Below are 26,158 nucleotides of genomic sequence, written 5' to 3' on the forward strand. Positions count from 1 at the left end.
GCCTTGCTGTTCAATTCGCGACTCATGCGGTGATACTCGGCGACATACTCGGCGACGAGATCGGGATCGGCGAGGTGTTGCTCGATCCCCTTGAGCACGCGTTCCTCTACGACGGATCGCGGCACGCCGAGCGCGTTGTCGCACAAGCCGGTTTCCTTCCGGCGCGAGCACATGAGGCGGATGCCGTCTTTGCCCGAGCCGCACGCGATCATGCCCGAGCCGCACTTGCCGCACTTCACGAGGCCCGACAACAGATGCACCGGGCGCGCCTTGTGCGGCGTGCCGGCGCGATCGCCGACACGGCCTTGCGCGCGCGCCCATGTATTAGCGTCGATGATGCGCAGATGCTCGGCGTCGGCCTGCATCCATTGGTCGCGCGGATTAGGCCGACTGATGCGCCGGCCGGTTTCCGGGTCTTTGACGAAAGATTGCCGATTCCAGATGATGCGCCCGGCATAGAGATCGTTTTGCAGGATGCCATTGCGGCGCGTGCGACTGCCGCCGATCGTCGAGGCGTTCCACACGCCGCCGCGCGGGCCGGGCACGCGTTCTTTGTTGAGCCGGGCGGCGATCTCGCGGGGTGTGTTTCCGTCGAGGTATAGCTCGAAAATTCGCCGCACGGTGTCGGCCTCGGTCTCGTCGATTTCCAGAATGCCGGGGCGCCCGAGCACCGGCCGATAACCAAAACTGCGCCCGCCATTGTGGCGGCCGTCGCGCACGACGCCGGCTTGCCCGCGTCGCGTCTTTTGCGCGAGGTCTTTGAGATAGAGGGCACCGACGAGTCCCTTAACGCCGACGTGAATCTCGCCGACGGTGTTATCGACGAATGTTCTGATCTCGACGCGGGCGAAGTTCAGGCGCTTGTGTATGCCGGCCAAATCTTCCTGATCGCGCGAGATGCGATCGAGCGATTCCGCGACGACGACGGCAAACTTGCCGGCCTTGGCGTCGCGCATCAGGCGTTGCAGGGCGAGCCGGTTAAGGGTGCTGGCGCCGGAAATTCCGTGATCGGAATAGACTTGCTCGACGGTCAATCCGTCGCGCTCGCACATCGCCCGGCAAAGCGCGACTTGATCCTCGATCGATTTATCGGTTTGCTTCTCTTTGTCGCTAAACCGGGCGTAGATTGCTGCTTTCACCGGCCGTCGCCCCCCTCAAGGTCGCCATTCCGGCGCCGATAATCCTCGATTGCGTCAGCCCGCGCAAGCGCCCGCACAAGGGCCTTCAAGGCCTCCCGCGACGAGTCTCGCGGCGCCTGCCGCAGCGGCAACGGGCCGCCGTGGCGCGCGAATGTTTTCTCGTCGCACATCTGATCAAACCTTGGGAAAATTAGTGCGGCCACAACGATCCTTGGCCCCGACGTGCGGAGCCGCGAGTGGGCGGGGAGGATCGCTTTCGGCGAGGACGTGGCCGCTCGCCCTACAGGAGATGCCCACTCACGGTAGTGCGGGGCCGCCCTAGGGCGACTCCGCAAATTGATGCGCTGGCTTTACGCGCCCGGATTCAGGTACGTGCCGCGCCAATCCTGCATGGCGCAACCGAAGTCGAGCACGGCGCGGAATTCGACGCCGAGCACGTCCCAGCCATATTGCAGGTTGATCTGCGGGCCTTCGTGGCCGGCGAGATACGCAATAACGAGCGTCGCCAACTGGCCCGGATCGGCAAAGAGGCGCCAAGAATTGCCGGTCAAGCGGGGCTCGACGTGCAGGGTGAGCTTGCCCGGGAAAGGGTTCACCTGATCAACCTGCACCGCCGAAAGCTCATGCAGCACTTGCTCGGCCTCGGTTTCCTTTGCGCTACCGACGACGAGATGGCGAGGCACCACGTTCAGAGGCGTGATGCCGTCGATATCCGTGGCGTCACGCAAGACCTTGCGGCCGGCGCCGAGCGAGGCGACGGTGATCGCCGAGCCGGCCGCCGCCTTGTTGCCGCGCACAGTGCTGTAGACGGGATTGCCGTCGTTGAGATCAGCGCCGTCGCCGCCGTTCGCCAGCAGCAAGCCGGCGATAAGATCAGCCTCCGTCGATGCGGCGGCGCGACCGAAATCGCCCGACGTTTCGCCGAATGCGCCGAGGTTGTCATTGATGATCGCCTGCCGCGAGATCGAGAAAATTTTCGCGTAAGTATTGACCGCAAATCCTTCCTTAGCCTCGGCCCGAGAGCCGTGCTTGACCTCGCCACTCTCAAGCACCTTCTCAAGGCGCGGTGCCTCACTGAGGCGCAAGATCGAGACAGGCCGGAAGTCGGGCGCGGTTCGCCGGCGGGCAAGCTGTTTCAGCGGAGTCTGCGCAATCTGATACGCATCGGCCAACACGCGGTTTCCAGCGAGCGTAAGCAGATTCGGGAAGTCGGAAGTCGTATGCATCCCGCCAGATCGAGTCAGAATGCGATCGGCCAGGGTGACGCGATTGGCCCAAGACACCCGCTCGCCCCGCGACTGCAGGATCATGGCACCCATCTCCAACATCGAGCGGCCGGCCATCTCAACAGCGGCGCCCGTCGGGGCCTTGCCGGTCATCTTGGAATACAGCGCATCAACGATCGTCCGGCTCAGAAAGTCCGGATTCTCAAACGTCTCGTCGCTGCGCGCGGCGTCGGTGCGAGTCCGGTTGGCATTGTCCGCGAGCCGTTCAAACGCACGTTCGCGGAAATCAGCCATCGTGCCGCCGGAGTCGACGTGCCGGCGCACGAAATCGAGCGGGATGCTGGCGCGCTCGGCGATGTCGTAAGCTTCACGAACCTCGCGATCCGACATCACCTGCCGCGCGCCATCGTTCTGCGGCGAGCGCACGTCGATCTCGCGAGTATTTTCACTGTTGGAATTATCAATCACTTCCGGGTCCATCCGGTTTCCTTTCAGGTGTGTGTTGTGAGTGGTTTGCGCCGAACGGATCAGCGCATCTGCGTCGGCGGGAACGGACACAAGGGATGCTTCCAGCAATTCCCATTCGTCCGCGCGCCAGATTTCGACATCGTTTTCGATGCCGACCCGCGCCCAAACGTTGACGCGGTAGCCGACCGAAATCGCCGAAACCTCGCCGCGCGCGACCATGCCCTCGGCATTGCGACCGGCGTCGGTTTCAGAAAATTGGATGCGGCCAAGTAGTTTGCCGCCCTCGATCCATGCGTCGGTGACGACGCCCAAAATGGCATCGACCGAGGATCGATCGTGGCTATCGAGCAAGCGAACCTGCCCGAGCGCCACACGGCGAAGGTCGATCGCATCCGTTGCGATCGACAATTCCTCAAAGGCCCCAAACCTTGGAACGCGCGCGCCGACGGACAAGACGGCGATAACCGTTCGCGTTTTTGGGTTGTAGGTGCTCGACGCGAATCGAGCGGCAATGTCCTCGCTTGCCGAGCGTACGGCTGCCGCGCCGGCCCGGAATGGTGCGCCGCGCGTGGCACGCGCGGTAGCGTTCGCGGCCGGCGAACGCCGGCGCGGCTTGTCAGTTCTGCTCATGATATGATTGTCCTAGTGGCGCGATTGGCCCAAGGGATCGACCTGTTTCAGCACTTCATCCGTAACCGCATAGTAGATCGCGAGGATGATCGTGATGGTGTCGGCCGGGATTCCGGTGCGCTTAGCGGCGGTCGCGATTGTTATTCGCTCGCCAGCGGAGACCAGCGCGAGGATTGTTGCGATTTGCTGTCCAAGATCGGCCGGGCAAGGCTTCCTAGTCACCGCCAATCCGCCGGCACCGGGAAGGTGATGTTAAAGCGAGCGGCATTGTTGCGGATGTCACGGAGAACAGTTGATGTGTTCACCAAGACAAGCCGCGCTTTCTGTTGCTCGGCATCCGCCTTGAGTTGTCCGAGAACACTCACAAGGTCGCCGCCGAGATTGCGCCCGCCGCTGTTGCGCCCGCCTTGGTCGGTGTAGCCCAGATAACCGACCCAAAGATCGTGCGGCGACGGCTCGCCGATCGTTGGCGATGCCAGCCAATACATGCGCCCGATATCGCCGGCGTTGGACTCGACGATTTTCGCGGCGGTGGCCGCGCTGGAGCCATCGGCGTATCCGATCTCCATCATCAAACGCTCTTGGACGGCGATGAAAAGGACATCGACGGGCGAAAACCAATTCCACCCGCGTTCCTTTGCGCGATCCCGAATCTCGTCGGTTGCGCCTTGAGACGGCACATTGACGGTCGGCAGTTGGTCCCGCCGTGCCCGAGTTTTGAAGGCCGCAACGGGAATGCCCGTCAGGGCGCAAACGTCCTGTCGTGTAAACATGATGATAACTCCGATGTTGTGAAGTGAGATGCATGGCCGCGCGGCCATGTGACGTTCAGCGACGCGATTTGAGCCGCTGCATTCCGTGGTTGGCCGCAGAAATGCAAAAACCCGCCTCGAATGGGGCGGGTTCTTTTTTCCGTAGGCTAACCTAAAGAGATCGACTGCCGATCCGTTGTTGCGCTCGCTGGCGCCGTTCTGTGGCAGTTTGCATCAGTGCGGAGTTGATAGAATGGACTTCCGTTCCGGTCAAGCAACCCTCGCACGGAATCGCAGCAAACCCCTTAAATCATAGCGGTTCGGCGCATTTTTTCTCCAGCCCTCTTTGATCAGGCGGTGACCGTTTTCGCGCTCATTGATGCGAGTTGGCGTCTCGTGATGCCTTTTGATCCGTCCGGGGTTATGTCAAGACTTTACCCCCCTCGTCAAACACCCCCCGCACGGAATTGCAGGAAACCCCTTAGATTGCAGCGATTCGGCGCATCTTTTTCCGGCCCTTATCCATCATGTCGCGGCCGTTTTCGCGCTTATTGATGCGAGTTGGTGTCTTGTGATGCCTTCTGATCCGTCCGGGGTTATGTCAAGACTTCCCCATGAAATCAAATCACCCGGACACGGAATCGCAGCAAACCCCTTAAACCACAGCGGTTCGGCGCATCTTTTCTCCGGACCTCTTTTATCAGGCTGCGACCGTTTTCGCGCTCATTGATGCAGAGTTGGTGTCTTGTGACGCCTTTTGATCCGTCCGGGGTTATGTCAAGACTTCCCCATGAAATCAAACACCCCCCGCACGGAATTGCAGGAAGCCCCTTGATTGCAGGTGATCAGCGCGCTTTTTTCGAAATGAAAAAGCGCGGACGCCCCCCCGCCCGCGCTTCTCGAAAGCGCCTTTAGGCCGCAACGCGACGGCCAAATTCTGAGTGCCACTTAGCGCGGGTCGCCTCATGCTGTGCAGCCCGCGACACATCGGCACGAATGCGCTGATCAATTTCAGCGTCGATCGCCTCGTGCGAGTGGAGATAAAGCGGCGTCGTCTCGCCCGTTTCGTCATTTCGATAGGTTGCAAAACGCACGCGATGGCAAGATGCTGGGGTCTTGGTCATAAAGGAAACCTTTCGAGTTGGCTTCTACAGCCGGCGTCGGGCCGGCAGCCGGGAGGTAGAAACCTGCTCGAAACAGGTGGTCGCGCTTTTAAGCTTTCGCTCTGGACATAGCGCGGCCCTCCCGGCCATGCGGCCAAGTTGATCCACCCCGCGAAGGCGGGGAAACCGCAGCAAGTTTTGGAAACGATGCTGTTCGAGTCAGGGCTTCTACACCCGCAGCAACCATTCCCGATCTTAGCCGCGCGCGCAACCTCAGGCTTTTCAACAAGGTTCATGAAACTAGTGTGATCCGCTAGTTTCCGCCTCTCGCGAACAAAATAATTTTCGACGTGATCGGCGAATTGTATCGTACGAAACAAAAACGGCGGCCACGATCGACCGCCGTTTAACGTGCCGGGCTATCTTTCCCCGGCTTTAGATTTTGACGCATGGGCGGCTATGGCTGCAAAGCCTAGCCGCCTTCCAAGCCTACTGCGGCGGCCCCGCCTCGGGCATCGAACGCCCCGTCGAGCCGGCCGTGCCGCTTGCCGGCGCGTTGCTCGATCGGAACGCGTTGATGCCGTTTTGCACGGTCTGTTGAATTCGCGTGAGGAAGTCGGGCGAGGGCGAAACCGTGATCTCGGTTTTTAGCGTCGCCTCGCCGACAACCTCGGCCTTGACCGGCTCGCCGTTGCCGCCGATGCCCGTCGCCTTGCGGATATCGTCGATCGTCCATTGCGAGGCCATTTGCCCGCGCCCCGGCGTGCCGGGGCCGGCATAGCCGAGATCGGTCAACTCGGCCTCGATCTTGGCGCGCTTAGCATCGTTCATCGCCTTGAGTTGCGCGTCATACGTCGGATCATCGTGGCCGTAGATGTCGGCCGCCTTTTCCGATGCCTCGATATCGCGCAACGCGTCGAATTTGTCGGCGTGCAGGCCGGCGAGGCGCTTTAGCTCGGGCGTCGGCTCAAGCAAATTGCGCTCCGACAGCGCGCCAACCATAGGCGCCACTTCCATCAACGCCCTTGTCATGCCGAATTTGACGCCGGACATGGCGCCTTCACCGCGCCACCATGCGCCGGCCGAGCCGAGCGCCGAGGATGCCGAGTCCAGGCCGAGCGCACCGATCAGCATCGAGACAAAGCCGAGGCGTGTTGCGGTTGGCACCGGCTCGGTTTTCCCCTTCTCGGCCATATAACTGAGGCCGCTCGCGAGCCAATTGCCGCCGGCATTCGTCAACGGCAGGAACGGCGCCGCCGTGTTGCCGAGGAAGTTATCAACCTGCGACTCAATCGACTTGCGGATCACCTTCGGATCGTTCTTTTGGAAATCCTCGGCCGCCCCGACACCTTTCGCGCCATGCACCAACTCGGCATCTTTGAGGATGCGCGCCTGTTGCGTGGCGAAGATCGAGAGCATTTGCGCCGTCGTTTGCTGCGAGGACAGACCCGCGAGCACCTCTTGAATCTGCGCCGGATCGGTAACGCCCTTTTTCGCGAGCGCCGGCAACAGCACATTGTTGACCCACCCATAGGGATCGGTTTTTCCGGGCTGCAAGTATTCCTGCCCGGCGAAGGCACCGGGCAGCACGCCCTTAACGTTGCCGGTCGATGTCTTGATCACCTTGGACTCGTCGGTGATCAGCCCATATTTGAGCGCCTGTTCAAGCGCCTTGTTCGACATCTTGCCGCCGACGAATTGCGTGTAGAAGCTCGACAGCGCCTTACCGGCCGACGAGCCGCCCAATTCCTGCGCCAGCGTCGGCGCCGTCTTGAGCATGAAATCGTCGCTCAACGCGTTGGTGGCGGCGCGGCCGTACTTGAACATCTCGTAATAGTCGGTCGGCCGCAGCGTGTCGCCGAACACGTTGAGCGCCTTCGCCATGCCATCGATGTAGTGGTTGAACTTAGCAAGGTCTTGCGTGACGCCCTTGATCTCCATGCCCTTCGCGAGCTTGTCGAAATCCTCGCCAAGCTCGGCGGCCTTCTCGGGATGCGCGCCGAGCGCGACGACACGCAATTGCGCAAGAGGTTCGAGCACGTGGCTCGCTTCCTCGAACGTTCCCACCATCGAGCGCACATTGCGGGCGGTGTGCATCAACTCGGTTTGCGAAAGCGACGGATATCTTTTGGAGATCGAGCCGGCAAGCTCGCCGGCCTCTTTGATCTCCTTTTCCGTCATGCCTGCGGCGGCCATGCGCGTTTCTTCGTGCCCGCGATCGGCGGCGGATTTGACCGTGTGCGCGGCGATCGCGTGCAGCGCGCGCGATCCCTCGTAAGCCGCAGCGGCGCCGGCAGCCGTCTTGGCGCCGTTGCCGATCAGCGTCGCGCCGCGCTCCAATCGCGTCGCCTGCCGCTCGGCGAGCGCAGCCATGTTCATTTGTTTCTGCACATCGCGGTTGAGCGCGCTTGCGGCGCGGGCGATGCGATTGATTTTCGCGGCGACGGAATCGAAGGTGCCGCCGGTCGCATCCTTGCCCTTAATGACGGCAAGGGCTTCAAGAATTGTACCCATGATGATTTCCTTTCAAACGTTGGTGCCGCGCCGGCTTTTGCCGGCGCATTTAGTCTCGGTTCGGTTCGATCGAGGAAGGCTCGGCCTCGGCGACGATCACACCCATCGCCTCGGCGATCTCAGTGCGAAGCTGACGCGCGATTTCCTTGAGGGTGCCGCGCGCGCCCTGCGCGCCATCCTTGATGGCGGCAGCCGAAACCGCTTCCGCAAAGGTCGGTAAGCGTTCGATCACGCGAACAACTATCTCGCCGAGTTTTGCGCCGGCGCTTTTCACCTCCGACACTGGCACGAGCCGGCCGAGCCGTTCCTCAAGATCGAGGAATTTAAGATCGGCCGTGTACTGGGCAGCCCGCGCCTGATGATCGCGCAACGCTGGCGAAGCTGGCGCTTCGGCTCCCTCGATCTCGGCGCGCGCCTCGGCAGCGCCTTCCTTGATGGCGTCGCCAACGTCACCGACGGCTCGATCGAATTGCGCGAGGTTAACGAGCTTCGTGCCATTCTCGCCGGGCCGCGTGTCGAGCAAACCATCAGCGACGAGCGAGGCAACGCGTTTGGCGATGGCCTGCCGCGATTTGCCTTTCAGCCGGGCAATTTCAGAGATCGACAGCCATAGACCGACTGCTAGATCGTTGCTCATTTTGAGTTTCCCATCGGTGTCAACTGCCGCAACCCGTCAACCCAAGATTCGGAATTTCTGGCTGCCGCGTTTTCGGGGCGCGCTTGGGCCGTAGGGGGTGGGTGTCCGGGAAGGACCCGCCGCCTAGTAGACGCCCTTCGCCTGCCGTTCCGCGATCCGCTTGCCAAGCTCGGTGACGCCCCACGCCGGCAGGCCGCCAGTTGCGCAAACATGATGGCACTGCACGAGCCGGTGCCGGAACAGTTCATACAATTCAGGGTCAGCGCGCTCGCTCGCGCTCATGAACCATCCATTCGGATAGATCGCGAGCGCCCGCAAAACATGGCGCTGTTTGATCGTCATCGCCTTGGCGAATTCGATTTGGTCTTTGGTTGGTCGTGTCACTGATGAGTCCTTTTCAAAAAGAAAGGCTCCGCACCCCAAGGCGTACATGACACCTCAGCGAACAGAGCCGTTGGTTGGTTGTGAATGATGTCTAGGCAGTCTAGGCATCGGAAAGAGACCTAGACGCTAGAAACCCCTGTAATTTAAGGGTCGGTCTAGGATGTCTAGGCAGTCTAGGTGAAAGAGAGGAAGTTAGAACAAAAAGCCGGCCTCAATCTGAGACCGGCTGATAATTTGCCTACACGCGCGCGACCTAGACTCCCTAGACTGCCTAGACCGGAGCTTGATTTAGTTGATCAATTCGCGTCTAGGCATACTCGCCCAGCCTAGACGGCCTAGACCGGAGGCTCGTCGTCGTCACCGGCCGCCGCCGAATATTGCGCTCGCTCGCCCTCTCCCGGGGGAAGCGCCGGCCAATCGATCGGTTGGCCCATGTGTTTATCGAATGCGACGCGGCATTCGTCAAGCGACGGCATAGAGTAACACCATGTGCGCCTGACAACACCGGGCTCCCTTTCAACGGAAGGCCGGCAGTCCCCGATACCAGAGGCAAGCTTTTTGAGACGCTTGCCGAAGTCAGCGCTGCTACGCTTGCGGCCGATGCCCATCCGAGCGGCATCCTTGAGGTATTCGCCATAAAGATCATCCCTGATGACGACGCTGCGCCATGTGTCATCGCCATGAAGCAGCGTTCCCGCCCAAATCCGGTTGAACCAAAAATCATCGATCGGATCGAGCGACCGCAGCTTTTGATCGAGCAACGCTTTTGTTTGCGGAATGCGCCAGATGTCGAATTTGGCGAGATCGAACGACAAGAGCTCGTGAAGAAGCTTCTCGCGCCCGCCGGCGTCCAACTCATCGTACATTTCCGCGAAATATTCATTGTTCTGCTCGGCGTACGAGCCAACGTCGAGCACAAAAAAGCGACGCTCGTCGCCCGTCGCGGGAACGACCCAATCCTCGTTGGAAGTCATGATCACGCGAACGCGGTTTTCCATTCGGACCGGATCGACGCCCTTAGCCTCGATCATCTGAATTCGCGATGTCAGCAGGCCCTTGAGCCGCCCCTCAGCCGCCTTGTCGCCGGCCCACATCGCCTCATCAGCCTGCAACAGCAAACAACTCGACATGTGCATGTTGAATTGTCCGGTGAGATACCGCGCGTCATCGACGGGGAAGTAATGCGGTGCGAAGAGCGAACCTAGCACATCCCCCACGACCGTCTTGCCGGTGCCCTTCCTGCCGCGCATCACCAATGCGATTCCCGGGCGTTCCCTCGGCTTTTGCACAAGGTGCGCCATCCAACCAAGCAAATATCGGTAGTACTCTTCGTTTTCCCGGCACACGTTCACACGCAAATGTTCCTTAAACCGGGCGCAACTCCCAGCCGGTGACGGCGTGACGCTGAATCCCCGCCAAGTGTTGAGATAGTTGGGCGTGCTGGGAACCCCATCGGGGTTCGGAAAGAATTCCACGCCGGCGTATTGCCGGCGATCGCGATGCACATGCCAAGCCTTGGCCCAGGTGACGGTCTTGATCTTACCATCCGCCCCCTCAATCTCGGTGAGGCGGTTCGCAAACCACGAATTCATGGACTCGAAAGACATCATCCGCACCCGGTCATTGACCGGCCCGGACGGCTGTTCGTTCACCACCATCGCCTTGCCGCCGAAAATCACCAGCGCGTAGCTGCGGTTGATTTCCGCGACATCGAACCCCCAAGAGCGCGGGGACGCGTTTGGCGCATCCACGGCGCCCCTATCGCCGCCTTGCTCCCCCTCGGGGCCGGCGCCCGCCTCGGAAAGGTCGGCGCCGTCGTCGTCAGATTCGATGATCGCGAGAATGCGCTCATGCGGCGGCTTGTCGCCGTCGGATTCGATCCATCCGGCGATTTGCTCGTGCGGCGGCATGTCGTCGGAAACGGGTTTTGCGGCGGCCTCGGGGAGGCCACCGTTTGCGGTATCGGTCATGTTGGTCTTTACCTCTGGGACGCCAAGCGGCGTCCTCAATCCCGGGCTTTAGAACCCGTTGAATTCATGCAGCAAATCGAATTCGGGGTAGCCGCAGGGGGCGCTTGTTGCGGGTCCCCGCAACCAAGATCGATCAGAAAAACCCAGCAATCTCAGTCGATTGCTGGGTTTTCATTTTTGACCTCGAAAACTCATCTGAACTTGGTTTCGTAGGTTCAAATCACCCGCAACCAACAGCAGAACGATCATCACGTTTCTGGATGTCCGATCGCCGCTTGAACGAACTCCCGTGCGGCTTTCCGGACCAGCGTGATCGCGCGTGAGTCGGGTTCGGAAGAAATAGAAATAGGAGTTGTTGGATCTTGGGGTCGCTCGAGCAAAAGACGAACTCTCTTGGCAGTTGCCTTTCCGACTTCTGCCATCTCAACGTCATCCAAACCGGGCCGGTCATGCCTCGCCAGACTAACCGGCGCAGCAGGACAACTTGGCGACGTCCTTGCCGAACGAGAGCGCCGCAAGCTTCAGGCCCTCGACGGTGGTGAGATACGGAAAAATCGTTTCCGCGAGATCATCAACCGTGAGGCCTTGCCGGATCGCGAGCGCCGCGGTCTGAATGCTGTCGGCGCCTTCCGGCGCGAGGATATGCGCGCCGAGCAGCCGGCCGCTGCTGCTATCAGCGACGAGCTTGATGAGGCCGCGGGTGTTGCGCGCAGCGAGTGCGCGCGGGACCTGGTCGAGGCTGATCGTCGAGACACGAACCGCATGTCCGGCTGTGCGCGCCGCGATCTCGGTCAGCCCGACGCTCGCCACCTGCGGATCGCAAAACACGATGGCGGGCATGGCACTGTTGTCATAGCGCAAGCTGTCGCCATTGAGCGCATTCCTGGCCGCGAGCTTGGCGCCATAGGCGGCCATATAGACAAACTGGTCGCGGCCGGTGACGTCGCCGGCGGCATAGATGCCGGCCTTGGTGGTCCGCATGCGATCATCGACCGCAATGCCGCCCTTCTGCGAAAGGGCGATGCCCCGTTCGATGAGCCCAAGGCCTTCGACGTTAGGTGTACGCCCGGTGGCAATCAGTACCTGATCTGCGTCGATTCTCGTGGTCTCGCCGTCGCGAACAATCGTTAGCGCGACACCAGTCCCGGTCCTTTGGATCGCGCGGTAGGATACGCCCGAAATGACGGCGATTCCTTCGTCTCCAAAATACTCCGTCAGCGCCGCACCGATCTCGGGCTCAGCCTCGGGGAGCAGACGAGACCGGCACACGAGCGTCACCTTGACGCCGGCGCGGGCGAAGATTTGCGCCAGCTCCGCTCCGACATAACCGCCGCCGATCACCAGCAGCGATCGCGGCAGCTCTGCAAGGTCAAGCGCGGTGGTGCTGGTCAGGTACGGAATGGTCTCGATACCGGGGATGGCAGGCACCGTCGGCCGTGCGCCGGTCGCGATGATGATCTTGTCGGCGCGAATGGTCGTGCCGTCCACCTCGACGCCAACCTCCGTGAGGCGAGCCGCCCCTTCACGATAGACGATGCCGTTATGGGCCGGGAGAATGTTGATGTACTTGCGCTGGCGCATTTGGGAAACGAGGTCGTCCTTCTGACGAACGGTCGCGCGCCAGTCAGTCAATTCAGCCTCGGCTGAGATGCCGGCGAAACGTGCAGCCACGCGCGCATTGTGGAGCGTCTCCGCCGCACGGATCAGGGTCTTCGACGGTAAGCATCCGATATTGACGCAAGTGCCGCCGATGGTTCCGCTGCCGATCAGCGCGACCTGGGAGCCTTGATCGGCGGCCGTGATCGCGGCCGAAAAGCCCGCGGAGCCGGCGCCGATCACGACGAGATCGTAAGCGTTACCATTGCGGCCGTTCGCACGGGCATGACGATCCACCGATGGACCGGATGCCGCGTCCAGTGGCATTAGCCCGCTGCCGTGTGCTCTGCCATCGCCCGAACGTTCCGCCGCAATCAGGCCGGCAAGACTTGGCCCGAACAGCGCCCGACCGGCCTCAAGGCCTTCCTGGATCGACAATCGAAAGCCCGGCTCGTCCGAGGAGCGCTGATGGCGCCAAACGGAAAGATGCTCGTCCGAGCAGAAGAAGACGGTGGTTGCGCACAGTGAGTTCGCAGCGCATGCGCCCTCGTAGCGAATGCTTTGCCACATGACGGCGGTCATGGGCTCCACATTGGCCAGCGTGGTCCCTCGATCCCGTGTGACGATACGGATGGGCGCGCCGCAATGGCGGCAGCGCGATGTTATCGCGACGTCGCGGCGGGTCATGGCGCCGATGCCGAGCGCGTCCACCGCGCACATTGCGTTAACAGCGGTTCGACCGAGCATGACCCGATGGCCCGTGTCGTGCTCGGTGAATGGATAGGCCCCCATGATCCGCTCGCCATCGAGGACGAGCAGGTCGCGGCGACGGAGCTCTTCGAGCACAGGAAGGATGGCCCGCTCGCTCGAACCGGCACGTTCAGCAAGCGCGGCGATGGTCGGAGCGCGTCCGTCCTCGGCGTAAAGCTGGAGCAGCGCGACACGTACGCGGTCCGCGACAGGGTCATAGCCGCTCCAGCGATTGAACACATGGTTGGAGCCGGTCATTGCCGACAGCGCGTTTTGGACGGTCGGCGATGTGACCACCGACCAGTCCGGAAACGTGACGCCAGGGCGCACGGCAAAGCTCGGCCGTGCCGGAAACGGGGATGCGGAGGATGTGCAGCAATCGTTCATATTTTTGGCCTCGCCCGAAAGTCGCTTCCCGCGGTCGACCAGACGCACGCCATCAATGTTATGCGCCGCTCGGCGCTATGGCGCTTGCTGACTACAAAATCCCTCGCAGCACCATCGGCCGCACCGCTCGGATGGTTTGCGCCAGATCCGTCGCTTGGACTGTCATGCGCCGCGCTCGCTCAACTGCCCTGCCGCACGCTATGAGCCGGATAGCCCGCGTTCATGCTGGCGGTGGAAATGGCGTCCGGGTTCGTCTTGGCGTCGTCGAAGGTCACGGTCGCGGTCTTGGCTTTGAAGGAGACGGCAACCTTCGCAACGCCGGGAACCGCCGCCATCGAGTTCTTCACGATGTAGGGACACGAGGCGCAGGTCATGTTGTCGACAGCGAAGGTGACTGTCCGCTCACCGGCGAGGGCGGCGGGCGCGGCCATGAGCGAGTTGATCAGGACGACCGTGCTCAAATACTTTTTCATGGGTGGGTCTCCCGTGGTGTCAGGCGCGTAGCAGCAGTGGTGCGACATAGTCGAAGGCGAAGGCGGCCGCCACGAGCACGGTTGCGATCCACAGCGCAAACCGCACAAGGAGGTTGGGAATTGGACGCGCGCAAACTGCGCCTTCGGAGCAAGGTTGCCGCGGCTTCCAGTAGACGAGATAAAAGCCGTATCCAAGAAAGCCTGCCGTCGCAGCGACGAACAGCGGCTTGTACGGCGCAAGCGCCGTCAGATTGCCGATCCAGGCGCCGCCAATGCCGAGACTGAACAAGATCAGGGGCACGATGCAGCAGGATGAGGCGGCGAGCGCGCCGAGAATGCCGCCAGCCGCGATCAAGCGCTGCCGTCTCGCCTCGCTCCGCGCGGACGCCTGCGAGTTCTCTGGAACCGTTGCGACGTCCGCCATTTCGGATCGTGATGCAACCATCTCCAAGCCTCGTTACTTGCCGAAATTCTTTGCGCCCCATACATGGGCTCTGTAGCAACTACAGGGTCAAGAAGGGTTTGGCTGATGCCTGATCACGCCGTGGTGAAGGGCCTGCAGCGGGCCGAGCTCGCTGAACGGACGGGCTGCAATCTGGAGACCGTGCGCTATTACGAGAAAGTCGGTCTTCTGCCGGAACCACCGCGCACGGCGACGGGTTACCGCAATTACGACTCGACGCACGAGCGCCGTCTTCGCTTCGTGCTGCGGGCACGCGAGCTCGGCTTCTCACTGGATGAAGTTCGTGAACTGCTGCGCCTCGTTGACGAGCGCGAAAAGCCCTGCGCCGAGGCGCGTGCTGTCGCCGCCGCGCATCTCGATGACGTCCGAGCGAAGATCGCCGATCTCAAGCGCATGGAGCGGGTGCTTAGGGGCGTGGTCGCACAATGTGCCGATGGCACGCTGCCGGAATGCCCGCTGATTGAGACGTTGTTTGCGGGACGAAACTAGTCGCGCAGCCAGCGACATGGCGGACCTGTACGTAGTCCAGCAGGTCAAAACTTCAATCCAATCGCATCGATCAGGTCGAGTTCATCTCGGCGCCGGGCGTCAGCGAGAAAGGAGTTCACAGAGGGGACAGCCCCCTGCGCCGCCGGCCAACGCCGCGCTATTCTCCTTCCAGCGTAACGTCGGCAGGTTTAGACTGAACAGCGTGCATCCGGCGCGCGTGACATTCGGGAGATGACCGGATTTTCCTGCGACAACGATCGTTGCGAGATCCAGACCTCAGGGGCCGCGACGCTGGCGTTCATGCGAGGACAGATCAGGACCGAACTCGCCGGGACGTACCCGCAATTCGCGGCATCTCTTCCGAAGGCCACGGGTGTAGCTTGCAGGATCGAGACGGATCTTCGGCCGGGGAGCACGTTGCCACATCGAGACCATGACGGAGGAGCGCGATGCGTATCAATAACGACCTAACGGTTCCGGTGATCGTTCGCGCCGCACGGCTCCCATGGACACCAAGCCCGGCGGCCGGCGTCGATCGGCGCATGTTGTTCCGCATTGGCGACGAGGTGGCGCACGCCACGTCGATCGTGCGATACGCGCCGCGCAGCGCGTTCCCCCGCCACACGCATGGCGGCGGCGAGGAGATCGTCGTTCTCGACGGCGTCTTCCAGGACGAACACGGCGATTACCCGGCAGGCAGTTACTTCCGCAACCCGCCCGGGACCTCGCATATTCCCGCATCGAACGACGGTTGCACGATCTTCGTCCGCCTTTGGCAGTTTCGGGACGGCGATCGCGGCCAGATCGTGCGACGGCCCGCGGAAGGTCGTCCGCTCGAGCCGAGACCGGGCGCGGCGAGCGCGATCGAATTGTTCGACGACGGTTTCGAAAGCGTACGTTTCGAGAGCTGGATGCCCGACAAGCCGATCGTGATCGAGAACGTACGCGGACTTGAAGCGCTCGTCCTCGCGGGGAGCGTGTCGATCGGCGATCAGATGCTGACCTCGCAAAGCTGGGCCCGTCTCCCGGCGGGACAAGCGCTGCGTGCCGTCTCCGGTCCCGAAGGCGCGAAGGTCTGGTTGAAGGATGCGCCCCTGCTCCATCAGGACGTCCGCCGCCTGCCTTGATGTCGATCGGTGCAGACCGGTCTAGGTCCGCGCGACAAGCAGCTCCTCGGCATTGCGCGGTGGGCGCAGGCCGTCCGGTCGGCCGGCGAAATAGCGCGCGGCGAGATCGTCGGTCGAGACATGATGCGCTTCGCCAAAGCCGGCCTCGCGGGCGAGCGCGATGATCTCCGGCGGGGTGAAGAAGCTGATGAAGGGCGTTCCGCTGGCGCAAGCGCCCTTCACCGCCATCTCGAGCGCGGGCCGCGCCTCGGCATCCGCCAGCTCCAGCGGAAGCAGGAATGTCATCGCGAACGTCGATCCAGGCGCCAGCGATGCGACCGCGCGCAGCGTCGCCGCATTGGCGTCCTTGCTGAGATACATGCTGACACCGGTGGAGACCACGATGGCCGGCTTGGCGGTGTCGAAGCCCGCGGCCTCAAGTCCCTCCCGCCATGATCCGCCCGCCTCGAAATCGACAGGCACGAAGCGCAGCCAGTCCGGAATGCCGAAGCCTGTCTCGATCAGGCGCCTTCGCTTCCAGGCCTGCGGCGCCGGCTGATCGATCTCGAACATTTTCAGGCGCGAGGCGATCTCCGGCCTGCGCTGCGCAAAGCTGTCGAGACCGGCGCCGAGGACGACATATTGAGCGACACCGCGGCCGGCCTGCTCGATGACCAGGTCCTCGATGAAGCGCGCACGTGCCACGATCGAGGCGCGGAACGGACGGGTGAATGCGGGATCCATGTCGCCGCGCTGGCGCCAGTCCTCACCCGGCGCAAGCAGCTTGAGGCCGACTTCGTCATTCAGCACGTGCGGTGGGGAATCGATCGCGACATGCAGCGCGTGCCACAATGCAACGCGTGCAGCGGTGCTGTCAGGCGCATCGCTCATGGCCGTGACCTCAGTTGTGCGGCTTTCGCCGACTTGCCCCGGTTGTGGGTGGTCAGGAAGATGGCCTCGATGCCCTCGGGTTTCATGTCATTTCTCCTTCCTGGACGCACGCTTGTCCTGCGCATCGAGATAGACGCGCAACGCGTCGGTCACGATCGCCGACAGCGACATCTCCGCCTCGATGGCGTGATGCTTCACCCGCCGGATCAGCCCGACCGGCAGGTAGACATTGAATTGCTTGACGTCGTCGTCGGTCGTCTTTTGCTATAGCAAAGTGTCAACAACTGAGATCGATGGCGCCGAACAGGGGGCAATTCTTAGGGGGGCGGGCACCGGCCGATCAGACCGCAACCTTGATCCGTCGGTTCTGACGGCCCTTGTTGTCGATCTTGACGATCCGCGCAGGACGGGCCCGCCCGGTGGAGACAAGATGCGTCCCGCCGCAGGCTTGACGATCGAGATCGAGAATCTCGACGATGCGCACGAGACCATCCTCTCCGACCGGCGGAGCGACGGCCTTGCTGCGGAACAGGCCGGGGATGGCTTGCGCTTCGCTGTGCGGCATGAAGGCAGCGCTCACCGGAAGGTCCCCCGAGCGGATGATCTAGAAGCTCAGGCAGGGCGCTCGGCCCGCGAACCAGCTGTCACCGGCGAGATCGGGGTGACCTGCGACGCCGCCGTGCTGGTCGGCACCTTGCGGGGCGATGAACGGCGTATGAAAGGTGGCTTCCGGATGTATTCAGCATGACCCACCTAAAAGAGCGATTACAGAAGTCCCACGATTGAAGGCGGGGCTCCTGCTAACGGAGATGTGTCATGAACGCGACGAAGATCCTGGTGGCGGCAGCTGTTCTGATACTTGCCACGCCCGTTGTGCCTGCGCTTGCGCACGACGATGACGACTACGGCTACGGCAAGCACGAGGAATTCCACGACCAGTTGTCCGCCGCGCATGAACGCGCGCACGAGGAGGGCTTCTACAGCCGCGCCGAGCATCGCGCCTATCACCGCGCACTTAGGGATCTGCACGACGACTACCATGACAACGACTATGGTGCCTCCTACCGCACCTATTACACCCCGTATCGCAGCTACTATGCGGTCAGGCCGCGGTTCGGCCTGATCTGGGGGTGGTAATATCCTGGCTGCTCATTCGAATGGCCGTATCAATCAGGGGGCGCGGACCATTACCCCCGATGTTGGACGGTGCTTTCAGGTTACGGAAGGAATACAAGATGTGGCAACCCAAGCTCTCCGTTGGCGCACTCGCGCTTGCCATGATTGGTGTGATGACGCTGCCTGCCTGCGCTCACCCATTGCTGAAGTCCGCGAGCCCTGCGGCCAATGATCGGAGCACCAGCTCTCCGAGCCAGATCGAGCTCAACTTCAGCGAAGGCGTGATCGCGAAGTTCTCAGGCCTGGAACTCAAGGACGATCAGGGGAAAACGGTCGCGACCGGCGCTGCGACCACGGATCCCAAGGACAAGAAACACCTCATTGTTCCTGTGTCTGCTCCGCTTGCACAGGGACACTATACGGTCAATTGGCACGCGGTTTCCGAAGACACGCATCGCGTGCAGGGACAGTACACTTTCAGCGTGGGACGTTGATTGTCCGAAGCGAGGTTGCTTCGGCAGGCTTCCTGCGCTCCTTCAGCAGCGCAGGCTTGTCTTTCCGTGTTCAGTCTTCATTGCTGCGATAAACCCGAACTAAACGGGTCGTTTCGCCGGCGTTCAGAGTCGAGCCGCTACGGTTTGGGATGCCGGTGTTAAGGAGGACTTCCATGCGTTCACTAGCCAAAGTTGGGAAGGATCGGACCGCGCTCGGGCTGCGGCTTCTGGTTGCAGCGGCAATGTTCGTGACGTTGACGCAAGCCGCAAGAGCCCATGATGACGACGATGATTGGGACCAGCCCCGCCGTCACGACTGGCACTACGGGTGGCACGACGATTGGCACAAAGGCCCGCATGTCGGCTGGCATCGCGGGTTGCACTGGGACCCGTACTATGGCTGGCATTACGGCGAGCACTATGGTCCGCACTCGGGGCGCCACCACGACTGGCACTATGGCAGGCACCATGACTGGTATGGCGGAGATGACGAAGACTAACCACCGCGGTGGCGGAGCTCGCAAAAGGCATCGGGTTTCGCTCAAGGTTCCAAGATGATGGTGGATGCGGGGCTTGCTTGCTCTCGCTTCGTTCATTTTGCGTGCGCCATCATCTTGTTTGGTGGCGCGTTGTTCGCCCTGTATTCGCCGGTCTTCGGGTCCGGATCAGCGCGTCTGGCGCGCATGCTGTCCCGTGTTCTTCTCGCGGCGGCACTTGGCGCACTTTTGAGCGGGCTCGCATGGTTTCTCTTCACTGTGGGAAACATGAGCGGCACGCTGGCCGGTGCGCTTGACGCTGAGGCGATCTGGTCCGTGCTGCGGGAAACCGGCTTCGGGCGCCTATGGGTCGCTCGCATCGTGCTGATGCTGGTCGTCGTTGCGATGGCTTGGCCGGGCGTATCCCTATTGCGACGCCATTTGCTCATCCTCCTGACGGCTCTCGCTGCCATCCTTTTGTCGTCGTTGGCCGGGGTAGGTCACACCCAGATCCATGAGGGCGCGCTGGGCATTGTCCATGTCACGGCCGACGCTGTGCATCTGCTTGCGGCGGGAGCTTGGCTCGGCGGCCTTCTGCCTCTGGGCGTCGTCGTTGCATCGTGCCGGATGCGGCAATTGGCGCACGACAGCACCATCGTCGTCCTGTCGCGCTTTTCCGGCATGGGCTATTGCGCAGTCGCTGCTCTTCTGGCTTCCGGCTCGATCAACGGCTGGTTCCTGGTCGGCTCCTTCTCGGCCTTGGTCGGTACCAGTTATGGCGAGCTGCTGCAGATGAAACTCGGTGCGTTCGGCCTGATGTTGTGTCTTGCGGCATCCAACCGGTTCTGGCTTGTTCCGGCATTGGCGAAAGCGCCGCCCGCCGGCCGGCCCGACCTCGTGCTCGCGAGGCTTCGTCGCAATATTGTCGCAGAGCAGATTCTCGGTGCCCTCGTCATCGGCATCGTCAGTGTTCTGGGAACACTGTCGCCGGCGGTCCAGGGATCGTGATGAAATCCGTCCCGCAGCGTCCCAGCCGCAAGTCATCTACTCCGCCGGTGCTGGGCTCGGCGGCGCTTTCGCGGGCGCCTTGTCAACCTTCTTCGACCATGAGCGGTAGTAGGCGAGCGCCGTCATCAGCGCGATGCCGGACGCGCTCACCGCAATCTGCATCCATATGCTGTTGGAGACCTCGACCAGGACGACGTGCGCGATAACAGCGAGGAAGACGCCGCTGCAGAACACCTCGAGCGACTGCTGGCCGCACTTCATCATCGGGCGGAAGATCGCCCAGTGCAGGCCGGCCCAGTCGCGCGGCAGGAAGCGCGTGACGAAGAAGGCGAGCACCACGAAATGCAGCACGCGATAGGGCGCGAGGTTGGTCTTGTCGTTCGGGTTGAACGCATCGTAGAGCCATGCCGGCATCGCCTGGCCAAGCTCGGGGAAGCGGCCCGCCAGCGTCATCACCAGCGCGAATGACAGATAGGCTGCGCCCAGCCACAGGAATGTGCGCGAGCGGATGAACGATATCGATTCGGCCGCACCGCCAAGCGCGAACCATCCGCCGAACACGAACAGGAACTGCCAGCAGAACGGATTGAAGTACCACGAGCCGGTCGGATAGGCCGGCAGGTTCCAGCCGAAATGGCGCGCGGCCAGATAGAGCAGGAATGATGCCGCCAGCGTTAGGTTCGGCCGGCGCAACATCGCCCAAAGCACGAGCGGATACACCAGCATCAGCGCGATGTAGAGCGGCAGCACGTCCATGTTGACGGGCTTGAACGCCAGAATCAGGCCCTGATAGAGCGTCTCGGCCGGATTCTGCATGAAGCCCGCGACGTTGAATTCGTTCTGCAGGTTCGGGTCGTGGTAGCGCTGGGAGAGATAGCCGATCTCGGCGATATAGATGACGAACAACAGGACGTGCGCGACGTAGATCTGCCAGGCCCGCTTGATCAGGCGGGTGCCGCCGATCACGAAGCCGCGCTCCAGCATCATCCGCGCATAGACGAACGACGCCGTGTAGCCGGAGATGAAGACGAACAGGTCGGCCGCATCGCTGAAGCCGAAGTTCTTCTGCGTGATCCAGTTGACGGCATTGTTGGGGATGTGATCGAGATAGATCGCCCAGTTGGCGAACCCGCGCAACAGATCGAGTCGATAGTCGCGCCCGCGCGGCGGCAGGACAGCCCTGATGTCCATCGGTTCGTTTCCTCTGATCCGGCCTGCGCGGCCCGGTTCGCATGGCGCACCCGGCACAATACTAGCAAGCTTCCTCTCAACCGCATCATGTTTCGACGCGCGCCCGCGTGCCGTGCCGAAGGAGTGAAGCGGCATTGCGGTCGCTCTCCCTGGCCGTGCAACCGCGACGATTGCAGGAGGCAGAAGGAGCGCCGCCTGGAGCGGGCGTGTGATCTCGCTGTCAATGTTCTGTCGCATGATACCTGCCGCAACTTTGTCCATTTGTTGGAGGACAAAACCAGGGATTGCATTGGTGTGGACATATCGCTGGGGGAAAGAGATGCCGCATTCGCTTCGATCGAACCGTTCCGCAATCGCCGCGATCGGCCTCGCCTTCGTCCTCGTGACGGGGCTGCTTGCATCTCCCGCTGCCGCGCAGCAAGCCTCCGATGCCGCGCGGTCGCGGGCGCTCGTGCTCGGCACCGGCGGCACCATTGCCGGCCAGGCCAGCGCGCGTGCCGGCAACGCCTATGACTCGGCCAACCGGAATGTCGAGGTCAACGACGATGAACTCGGCTTCGCCGTCTCGCTCGACCTCAACCCGCAGAAGGCACGGGTACTGCTGGAGCTCCTGATCGCCAACGGCATCACCGAGCCGAAGGCGGTCCAGCAGGCCTTCGTCGCGACGCAGTGATCGGGACGCGGTTCATGCGTCAAGGCACCCATCGCGTCAAGCGTGGCCTCGCTCACGATGCTGTTGGTATGTTGCCCCATCGCTTGAGCGTATGATCGCGCTCCTATCTCCGCGAGCGATGGTGAGTGTCGATGCCCCTCTGGACCTGTGAACAATGCGGCGCGCAATTTCCTGAAACCACAGTGCCGCCGTCGTCCTGCCCGATCTGCGAGGACGAGCGGCAATATGTGAACTGGAACGGGCAGGCCTGGCTGACCCGCGAGGAGCTGGCGCAGCGGCACCAGCTGGTCTGGCGCGATGATCTGGGCCTGGTCGGGATCGGCCTGGAGCCGACGTTCGCGATCGGGCAGCGCGCGCTCGTGGTGCCCGATCGCGGCGGCTGCGTGATGTGGGACTGCGTGCCGCTGGCAACGGCGGAGGCGATCGCGCATGTCAAATCTCTCGGCGGCCTGAAGGCGATCGCGATCTCGCACCCGCATTATTATGGCGCGGTCGCCGACTGGAGTGCGGCGTTCGGCGACGCGCCGGTCTATCTGCACGGCGATGACGCGCAATGGGTGACGCGGCCGTATCCGTCGATCGTGCCGTGGCGGGGCGACAGCTATCGCCTCTCCGACGACGTGCTCCTGACGCGGACCGGCGGCCATTTCGCCGGCGGCACCGTGCTGCATTGGCGCGCCGGCGCCGAAGGCCGCGGCGCGCTGCTCACCGGCGACATCGCGATGGTTGCGATGGACCGCCGCTCGGTGAGCTTCATGTATTCCTATCCGAACTACATCCCGCTCAATGCCGCCGCGGTCCGCGTGATCGCGCGCGCGGTCGAGCCGCTCGCCTTCGACCGCATCTACGGCGCCTGGTGGGGGAAGAACATCGCCGCCGGCGCGAAGCCCGCCTTCGATCGCTCGGTGCAGCGGTATATCGCCGCCATTGCCGACTGACGGTGTTCCGGCAGGCGGAATCCAGCGCACCGGGCGCGGCCGCAAATCTTGCCAGCCGGTGCGGTCGCGCTATATCAGGGCTTTCCCACCACCCGGAATTGCCTGAGTTCCCCATGACCACCACTGCCGCCGCCGAATCCCAGCCGTTCCAGGCCGAGGTCGCCGAATTGCTGCACCTGATGGTGCATTCGGTCTATTCCGAGACCGATATTTTCCTGCGCGAATTGATCTCGAACGCATCCGACGCCTGCGACAAGTTGCGCTACGAGGCGATCGCCAATCCGGCCCTGATCGCCGACGGCGCGCCGCCGGAGATCAGGATCATCCCGGACAAGAAGGCCAACACGCTCGCCGTGGTCGATAGCGGCATCGGCATGGACCGCCAGGAGCTGATCGACAATCTCGGCACCATCGCGCGCTCCGGCACCAAATCGTTCCTGCAGAAGCTGACCGAGGCCAAGGACGGCGCCAATTTGATCGGCCAGTTCGGCGTCGGCTTCTACGCCGCCTTCATGGTCGCCGAGAAGATCGTCGTCACCAGTCGCCGCGCCGGCACCGACGAGGTGTGGGTGTGGTCGTCGGAGGGCGGCAGCGGCTTCGAGATCGCGCCGGCGAGCGAGGAGGCCGCCAAGCGCGTCGCGCGCGGCACCGAAATCGTGCTGCATCTGAAGAAGGACGCGGCGAAATATCTCGAGACCTACGAGATCGAGCGCATCGTCCACGAATATTCCGATCATATCCAGTTTCCGATTCTGCTGGTGCCGGAGGAGGGCGAGCCGCGCCAGATCAACTCGGCGAGCGCGCTGTGGCAGCGATCGAAGTCCGAGCTGAAGCCGGAGGACTACAAGCAGGCCTATCAGCAGATCGCGGGTGCGTTCGATGAGCCGGCGATGACGCTGCACTACCGCGCCGAGGGTCGGCAGTCCTACGCTGTGCTGCTGTTTGCGCCGTCGACCAAGCCGTTCGACCTGTTCCAGGTCGAGCGCAAGGGTAAGGTCAAGCTCTACGTCCGCCGCGTCTTCATCGCCGACGACGCCGAGTTGCTGCCAGCCTATTTGCGCTTCATCCGCGGCGTGATCGACAGCGAGGACCTGCCGCTTAACATTTCGCGCGAGATGTTGCAGAACAATCCGCAGCTCGCGCAGATCCGTAAGGCCGTCACGGGCCGAGTCATCGGCGAGCTCGAGACGCTCGGCGAGAAGGAGCCGGAAACTTTCACCAAGATCTGGGACGCGTTCGGTCCCGTGCTCAAGGAAGGCCTGTGGGAGGATTTCGAGCGCCGCGACAAGCTCTTGGCGCTGTCGCGCTTCACCACCACCGCGGGCGAGAAGCGCTCGCTGAAGCAATATGTCGACGACCTCAAGCCGAACCAGACCGACATCTATTATCTCGTCGGCGACACCATCGATCGGCTGAAGTCGAATCCAAAGCTGGAATCGGCGCGCGCCCGCGGCATCGAGGTGTTGCTGCTGACCGATCCCGTCGACGCGTTCTGGACCGCGGCGCCGCTCGAGTTCGGCGGCAAGCCGCTGAAGTCGCTGAGCCAGGGTGACGTCGATTTCGGCCTGATCCCGCTGCTCGACAACAACGAAGACAAGAAGGACGACGCTGCGGCCGACGCGGCGACGACGATCGCCATCGTCAAGGATGCGCTTGGCGAGCGCGTCTCCGACGTCCGCGCCTCGCAGCGGCTGACCTCGAGCGCGTCCTGCCTGGTCGCTGGCGGCGATGGGCGTGACCGCGCGCTGGAGCGGCTGCTCGCCCAGCAGAACCGCGGCGCGGTGACCAAGCCGATCCTCGAGATCAATCTGCGTCATCCGCTGGTGGCGGCGCTCGCAGCCGACAGGGCGCAGGCGAAGGATCTGTCGCTGTTGCTGTTCGAGCAGGCGCAAATCCTCGATGGCGAAATGCCCGACGATCCCGCGGCCTTCGCGAGCCGCCTGAACCAGCTCGTGCTGCGCGGCGTGGCGAAGGGGTAGGTTCGTAGCCCGCCTGACAACGAACCCGATTCCAAAATCGGCCGTATCTGCTACATCCATCTGGCAGGCGGACCGGAGCCATGGCGACTGACGGCAGCGAGGTTTTCTACGGCAGCATCCCGGTGTTCCGTGGCTTCACGCGGCTGATGGACCCTGCGCTGTATGCGCCTTTGCCCGACGACTGGACCGTGGGGGTCGCCGACATCGTGGAATCCACCAAGGCGATCGCGGCGCAGCGTTACAAGGCGGTCAACATGGCCGGAGCCTCCGTGATCGCCTCCGTTACCAATGCGCTGGAGGGCCGCGAATTTCCCTTCGTGTTCGGCGGCGATGGCGCGAGCTTCGCGGTCGCACCCGCCGATCGCGACAAGGCGCGCGAGGCGCTGGCGGCAACCGCGCGCTGGGTCCGCGACGATCTCGATCTCGTGATGCGCGTCGCGCTGGTGCCGGTCGCGGCGATCCGTGCGGCGGGCGCCGATGTTCGCGTCGCGCGTTTCGGGCCGTCGGCCAATCTGTCCTATGCGATGTTCTCCGGCGGCGGGCTGGCCTTCGCCGACGCCGCGATGAAGCGCGGCGAATTCGCCGTCGACCCGGCGCCGCCGGGCATACAGCCCGATTTGTCCGGCCTGTCCTGCCGGTTCGAGGAGATCGCCTCGGCCCGCGGCGTCATCCTGTCGGTGCTGGTGATGCCGGCAAGGGGCGCCGATCCGGCCGCCTTCCGCAAGGTGATCGAGGACATCGTCGTGCGGGTCGAGAAAAGTCCCGAGGCCGGACGGCCGGTGCCGGAAAGCGGCCCGCCGCTGCGCTTCCCGCCGCAAGGGATGGAGTACGAAGCGCGCGCCAGGCGGCGCGGCGGCCCGCTCGCGATGCAGCGCGCCCTCGTGCTGGGTTTTGCGTTCTGGGCCTTTGTCGTGTTTCGCCTCGGCATCAAGGTCGGCAAGTTCGTGCCGAAGCTCTATCTGCAGCAGGTGGTCGAGAATTCAGACTTCCGCAAATATGACGATGGTCTGCGCATGATCCTCGACTGCACACCCGACCTCGCGACCGAGCTCGAGCAGCGCCTTGCCGCCGCGGCCGCTCAAGGCGTCGTGCGCTACGGCCTGCACCGCCAGGATGCCGCGATGATGACCTGCTTCACACCGTCGGTGATGCGTTCCGATCACGTCCATTTCATCGACGGCGCCCGCGGCGGCTACGCCACCGCCGCGACCGCGCTGAAGGCGCGTGCGGTGTAGGATTCGATCGGGCCGCAAACTCGCTACACCTCTCCCGCTTGCGGGGCCGAGACGAGCGGAACTCGCTCTT

The 26,158-nt window shown here is 62.7% G+C and carries 24 protein-coding genes and 1 pseudogene; 10 read left to right on the plus strand and 15 right to left on the minus strand.

The window, feature by feature from the left end:
* Positions 1 to 143: 143 nt before the first annotated feature.
* From MTX23_RS04355 to MTX23_RS04410, 12 genes and pseudogenes are all read right to left on the minus strand, one after another.
* Positions 144 to 1,139 (minus strand): annotated as a pseudogene (locus MTX23_RS04355) (recombinase family protein); the annotation flags it as partial.
* A gap of 350 nt (positions 1,140 to 1,489) precedes the next feature.
* Complete coding sequence (locus MTX23_RS04360; RefSeq protein ID WP_280975402.1) at positions 1,490 to 3,463, minus strand: prohead protease/major capsid protein fusion protein; 1,974 nt, start codon at positions 3,461 to 3,463, stop codon at positions 1,490 to 1,492.
* Positions 3,464 to 3,475: 12 nt separating this feature from the next.
* Positions 3,476 to 3,685 carry a hypothetical protein gene (locus MTX23_RS04365; RefSeq protein ID WP_280975403.1) on the minus strand — a complete coding sequence of 70 codons (210 nt, stop codon included), beginning with the start codon at positions 3,683 to 3,685 and terminating at the stop codon, positions 3,476 to 3,478.
* On the minus strand, positions 3,682 to 4,236 hold the full coding sequence (locus MTX23_RS04370) for a hypothetical protein (RefSeq protein ID WP_280975404.1): 555 nt from the start codon (positions 4,234 to 4,236) through the stop codon (positions 3,682 to 3,684). Before MTX23_RS04370 ends, MTX23_RS04365 begins: the two co-directional genes overlap by 4 nt.
* A gap of 890 nt (positions 4,237 to 5,126) precedes the next feature.
* The gene (locus MTX23_RS04375) at positions 5,127 to 5,339 is read right to left on the minus strand and encodes a hypothetical protein (RefSeq protein WP_280975405.1); all 213 of its coding nucleotides are present in this window, start codon (positions 5,337 to 5,339) and stop codon (positions 5,127 to 5,129) included.
* Between the two features lie 468 nt (positions 5,340 to 5,807).
* Positions 5,808 to 7,832, minus strand: coding sequence for a hypothetical protein (locus MTX23_RS04380; protein WP_280975406.1), 2,025 nt, complete (start codon positions 7,830 to 7,832; stop codon positions 5,808 to 5,810).
* A gap of 49 nt (positions 7,833 to 7,881) precedes the next feature.
* On the minus strand, positions 7,882 to 8,355 hold the full coding sequence (locus MTX23_RS04385) for a hypothetical protein (protein WP_280975407.1): 474 nt from the start codon (positions 8,353 to 8,355) through the stop codon (positions 7,882 to 7,884).
* A 237-nt stretch (positions 8,356 to 8,592) separates the two neighbouring features.
* Positions 8,593 to 8,901 carry a hypothetical protein gene (locus MTX23_RS04390; protein WP_280990718.1) on the minus strand — a complete coding sequence of 103 codons (309 nt, stop codon included), beginning with the start codon at positions 8,899 to 8,901 and terminating at the stop codon, positions 8,593 to 8,595.
* Between the two features lie 287 nt (positions 8,902 to 9,188).
* Entirely contained in the window at positions 9,189 to 10,823 is a 1,635-nt protein-coding gene (locus MTX23_RS04395) for a primase-helicase family protein (RefSeq protein WP_280975409.1), read from the minus strand.
* A gap of 462 nt (positions 10,824 to 11,285) precedes the next feature.
* Positions 11,286 to 13,556 (minus strand): bifunctional organomercurial lyase/mercury(II) reductase MerBA, encoded by a 2,271-nt coding sequence (gene merBA / locus MTX23_RS04400; RefSeq protein WP_280975410.1) that lies wholly within the window; start codon positions 13,554 to 13,556, stop codon positions 11,286 to 11,288.
* A 179-nt stretch (positions 13,557 to 13,735) separates the two neighbouring features.
* A complete protein-coding gene (locus tag MTX23_RS04405) occupies positions 13,736 to 14,029 on the minus strand; it encodes a cation transporter (protein WP_280975411.1) in 294 nt (97 codons plus the stop codon).
* Positions 14,030 to 14,048: 19 nt separating this feature from the next.
* Positions 14,049 to 14,474 carry a mercuric transporter MerT family protein gene (locus tag MTX23_RS04410; RefSeq protein WP_280975412.1) on the minus strand — a complete coding sequence of 142 codons (426 nt, stop codon included), beginning with the start codon at positions 14,472 to 14,474 and terminating at the stop codon, positions 14,049 to 14,051.
* A gap of 84 nt (positions 14,475 to 14,558) precedes the next feature.
* On the opposite strand from MTX23_RS04410, the gene MTX23_RS04415 reads away from it, so the two are divergent.
* A complete protein-coding gene (locus tag MTX23_RS04415; RefSeq protein WP_280975413.1) occupies positions 14,559 to 14,981 on the plus strand; it encodes a helix-turn-helix domain-containing protein in 423 nt (140 codons plus the stop codon).
* Between the two features lie 449 nt (positions 14,982 to 15,430).
* The gene (locus tag MTX23_RS04420) at positions 15,431 to 16,108 is read left to right on the plus strand and encodes a cupin domain-containing protein (RefSeq protein ID WP_280975414.1); all 678 of its coding nucleotides are present in this window, start codon (positions 15,431 to 15,433) and stop codon (positions 16,106 to 16,108) included.
* Positions 16,109 to 16,129: 21 nt separating this feature from the next.
* Here MTX23_RS04420 and MTX23_RS04425 read toward each other — a convergent pair whose 3' ends face one another.
* Positions 16,130 to 16,978, minus strand: coding sequence for a class I SAM-dependent methyltransferase (locus MTX23_RS04425; protein WP_280975415.1), 849 nt, complete (start codon positions 16,976 to 16,978; stop codon positions 16,130 to 16,132).
* A gap of 340 nt (positions 16,979 to 17,318) precedes the next feature.
* Positions 17,319 to 17,543 (minus strand): metal-dependent hydrolase, encoded by a 225-nt coding sequence (locus MTX23_RS04430; RefSeq protein ID WP_280977970.1) that lies wholly within the window; start codon positions 17,541 to 17,543, stop codon positions 17,319 to 17,321.
* A gap of 251 nt (positions 17,544 to 17,794) precedes the next feature.
* Between MTX23_RS04430 and MTX23_RS04435 the strand changes: the two genes are divergently transcribed.
* The 4 genes from MTX23_RS04435 (at position 17,795) to copD (ending at position 20,072) form a co-directional block, all read left to right on the plus strand.
* Entirely contained in the window at positions 17,795 to 18,115 is a 321-nt protein-coding gene (locus MTX23_RS04435; RefSeq protein WP_280975416.1) for a hypothetical protein, read from the plus strand.
* A gap of 98 nt (positions 18,116 to 18,213) precedes the next feature.
* Entirely contained in the window at positions 18,214 to 18,588 is a 375-nt protein-coding gene (copC, locus tag MTX23_RS04440; RefSeq protein WP_280975417.1) for a copper homeostasis periplasmic binding protein CopC, read from the plus strand.
* Positions 18,589 to 18,761: 173 nt separating this feature from the next.
* Positions 18,762 to 19,088 (plus strand): hypothetical protein, encoded by a 327-nt coding sequence (locus tag MTX23_RS04445; protein WP_280975418.1) that lies wholly within the window; start codon positions 18,762 to 18,764, stop codon positions 19,086 to 19,088.
* A 54-nt stretch (positions 19,089 to 19,142) separates the two neighbouring features.
* Positions 19,143 to 20,072 (plus strand): copper homeostasis membrane protein CopD, encoded by a 930-nt coding sequence (copD, locus tag MTX23_RS04450; RefSeq protein WP_280975419.1) that lies wholly within the window; start codon positions 19,143 to 19,145, stop codon positions 20,070 to 20,072.
* 36 nt (positions 20,073 to 20,108) lie between these two features.
* Here copD and MTX23_RS04455 read toward each other — a convergent pair whose 3' ends face one another.
* Positions 20,109 to 21,263, minus strand: coding sequence for an OpgC domain-containing protein (locus MTX23_RS04455; RefSeq protein ID WP_280975420.1), 1,155 nt, complete (start codon positions 21,261 to 21,263; stop codon positions 20,109 to 20,111).
* A gap of 319 nt (positions 21,264 to 21,582) precedes the next feature.
* Here MTX23_RS04455 and MTX23_RS04460 point away from each other — a divergent pair, with 319 nt between their 5' ends.
* From MTX23_RS04460 to MTX23_RS04475, 4 genes are all read left to right on the plus strand, one after another.
* On the plus strand, positions 21,583 to 21,936 hold the full coding sequence (locus MTX23_RS04460) for a hypothetical protein (protein WP_280975421.1): 354 nt from the start codon (positions 21,583 to 21,585) through the stop codon (positions 21,934 to 21,936).
* A gap of 131 nt (positions 21,937 to 22,067) precedes the next feature.
* On the plus strand, positions 22,068 to 22,874 hold the full coding sequence (locus tag MTX23_RS04465) for an MBL fold metallo-hydrolase (protein ID WP_280977971.1): 807 nt from the start codon (positions 22,068 to 22,070) through the stop codon (positions 22,872 to 22,874).
* 113 nt (positions 22,875 to 22,987) lie between these two features.
* Positions 22,988 to 24,853 (plus strand): molecular chaperone HtpG, encoded by a 1,866-nt coding sequence (htpG, locus tag MTX23_RS04470; protein ID WP_280975422.1) that lies wholly within the window; start codon positions 22,988 to 22,990, stop codon positions 24,851 to 24,853.
* 80 nt (positions 24,854 to 24,933) lie between these two features.
* Positions 24,934 to 26,088 (plus strand): DUF3095 domain-containing protein, encoded by a 1,155-nt coding sequence (locus MTX23_RS04475; protein ID WP_280975423.1) that lies wholly within the window; start codon positions 24,934 to 24,936, stop codon positions 26,086 to 26,088.
* The last annotated feature ends 70 nt before the right edge of the window (positions 26,089 to 26,158 follow it).

Origin of the sequence: Bradyrhizobium sp. ISRA436, from assembly GCF_029910015.1 — a bacterium.
Taxonomy (GTDB): Bacteria; Pseudomonadota; Alphaproteobacteria; order Rhizobiales; family Xanthobacteraceae; genus Bradyrhizobium.

Bases quoted from the DNA above. Each gene is read 5' to 3' on its own strand.
- MTX23_RS04435 (WP_280975416.1), top strand. From the start codon at position 17,795: ATGAACGCGACGAAGATCCTGGTGGCGGCAGCTGTTCTGATACTTGCC.
- MTX23_RS04460 (WP_280975421.1), top strand. From the start codon at position 21,583: ATGCCGCATTCGCTTCGATCGAACCGTTCCGCAATCGCCGCGATCGGC.
- htpG (WP_280975422.1), top strand. From the start codon at position 22,988: ATGACCACCACTGCCGCCGCCGAATCCCAGCCGTTCCAGGCCGAGGTC.
- MTX23_RS04375 (WP_280975405.1), bottom strand. From the start codon at position 5,339: ATGACCAAGACCCCAGCATCTTGCCATCGCGTGCGTTTTGCAACCTAT.
- MTX23_RS04445 (WP_280975418.1), top strand. From the start codon at position 18,762: ATGCGTTCACTAGCCAAAGTTGGGAAGGATCGGACCGCGCTCGGGCTG.
- MTX23_RS04430 (WP_280977970.1), bottom strand. From the start codon at position 17,543: ATGCCGCACAGCGAAGCGCAAGCCATCCCCGGCCTGTTCCGCAGCAAG.
- copC (WP_280975417.1), top strand. From the start codon at position 18,214: ATGTGGCAACCCAAGCTCTCCGTTGGCGCACTCGCGCTTGCCATGATT.
- MTX23_RS04390 (WP_280990718.1), bottom strand. From the start codon at position 8,901: ATGTACGCCTTGGGGTGCGGAGCCTTTCTTTTTGAAAAGGACTCATCA.
- MTX23_RS04475 (WP_280975423.1), top strand. From the start codon at position 24,934: ATGGCGACTGACGGCAGCGAGGTTTTCTACGGCAGCATCCCGGTGTTC.
- copD (WP_280975419.1), top strand. From the start codon at position 19,143: ATGATGGTGGATGCGGGGCTTGCTTGCTCTCGCTTCGTTCATTTTGCG.
- MTX23_RS04370 (WP_280975404.1), bottom strand. From the start codon at position 4,236: ATGTTTACACGACAGGACGTTTGCGCCCTGACGGGCATTCCCGTTGCG.
- MTX23_RS04425 (WP_280975415.1), bottom strand. From the start codon at position 16,978: ATGAGCGATGCGCCTGACAGCACCGCTGCACGCGTTGCATTGTGGCAC.
- MTX23_RS04395 (WP_280975409.1), bottom strand. From the start codon at position 10,823: ATGACCGATACCGCAAACGGTGGCCTCCCCGAGGCCGCCGCAAAACCC.
- MTX23_RS04410 (WP_280975412.1), bottom strand. From the start codon at position 14,474: ATGGTTGCATCACGATCCGAAATGGCGGACGTCGCAACGGTTCCAGAG.
- MTX23_RS04465 (WP_280977971.1), top strand. From the start codon at position 22,068: ATGCCCCTCTGGACCTGTGAACAATGCGGCGCGCAATTTCCTGAAACC.
- MTX23_RS04360 (WP_280975402.1), bottom strand. From the start codon at position 3,463: ATGAGCAGAACTGACAAGCCGCGCCGGCGTTCGCCGGCCGCGAACGCT.
- MTX23_RS04455 (WP_280975420.1), bottom strand. From the start codon at position 21,263: ATGGACATCAGGGCTGTCCTGCCGCCGCGCGGGCGCGACTATCGACTC.
- merBA (WP_280975410.1), bottom strand. From the start codon at position 13,556: ATGAACGATTGCTGCACATCCTCCGCATCCCCGTTTCCGGCACGGCCG.
- MTX23_RS04405 (WP_280975411.1), bottom strand. From the start codon at position 14,029: ATGAAAAAGTATTTGAGCACGGTCGTCCTGATCAACTCGCTCATGGCC.
- MTX23_RS04415 (WP_280975413.1), top strand. From the start codon at position 14,559: ATGCCTGATCACGCCGTGGTGAAGGGCCTGCAGCGGGCCGAGCTCGCT.
- MTX23_RS04380 (WP_280975406.1), bottom strand. From the start codon at position 7,832: ATGGGTACAATTCTTGAAGCCCTTGCCGTCATTAAGGGCAAGGATGCG.
- MTX23_RS04420 (WP_280975414.1), top strand. From the start codon at position 15,431: ATGCGTATCAATAACGACCTAACGGTTCCGGTGATCGTTCGCGCCGCA.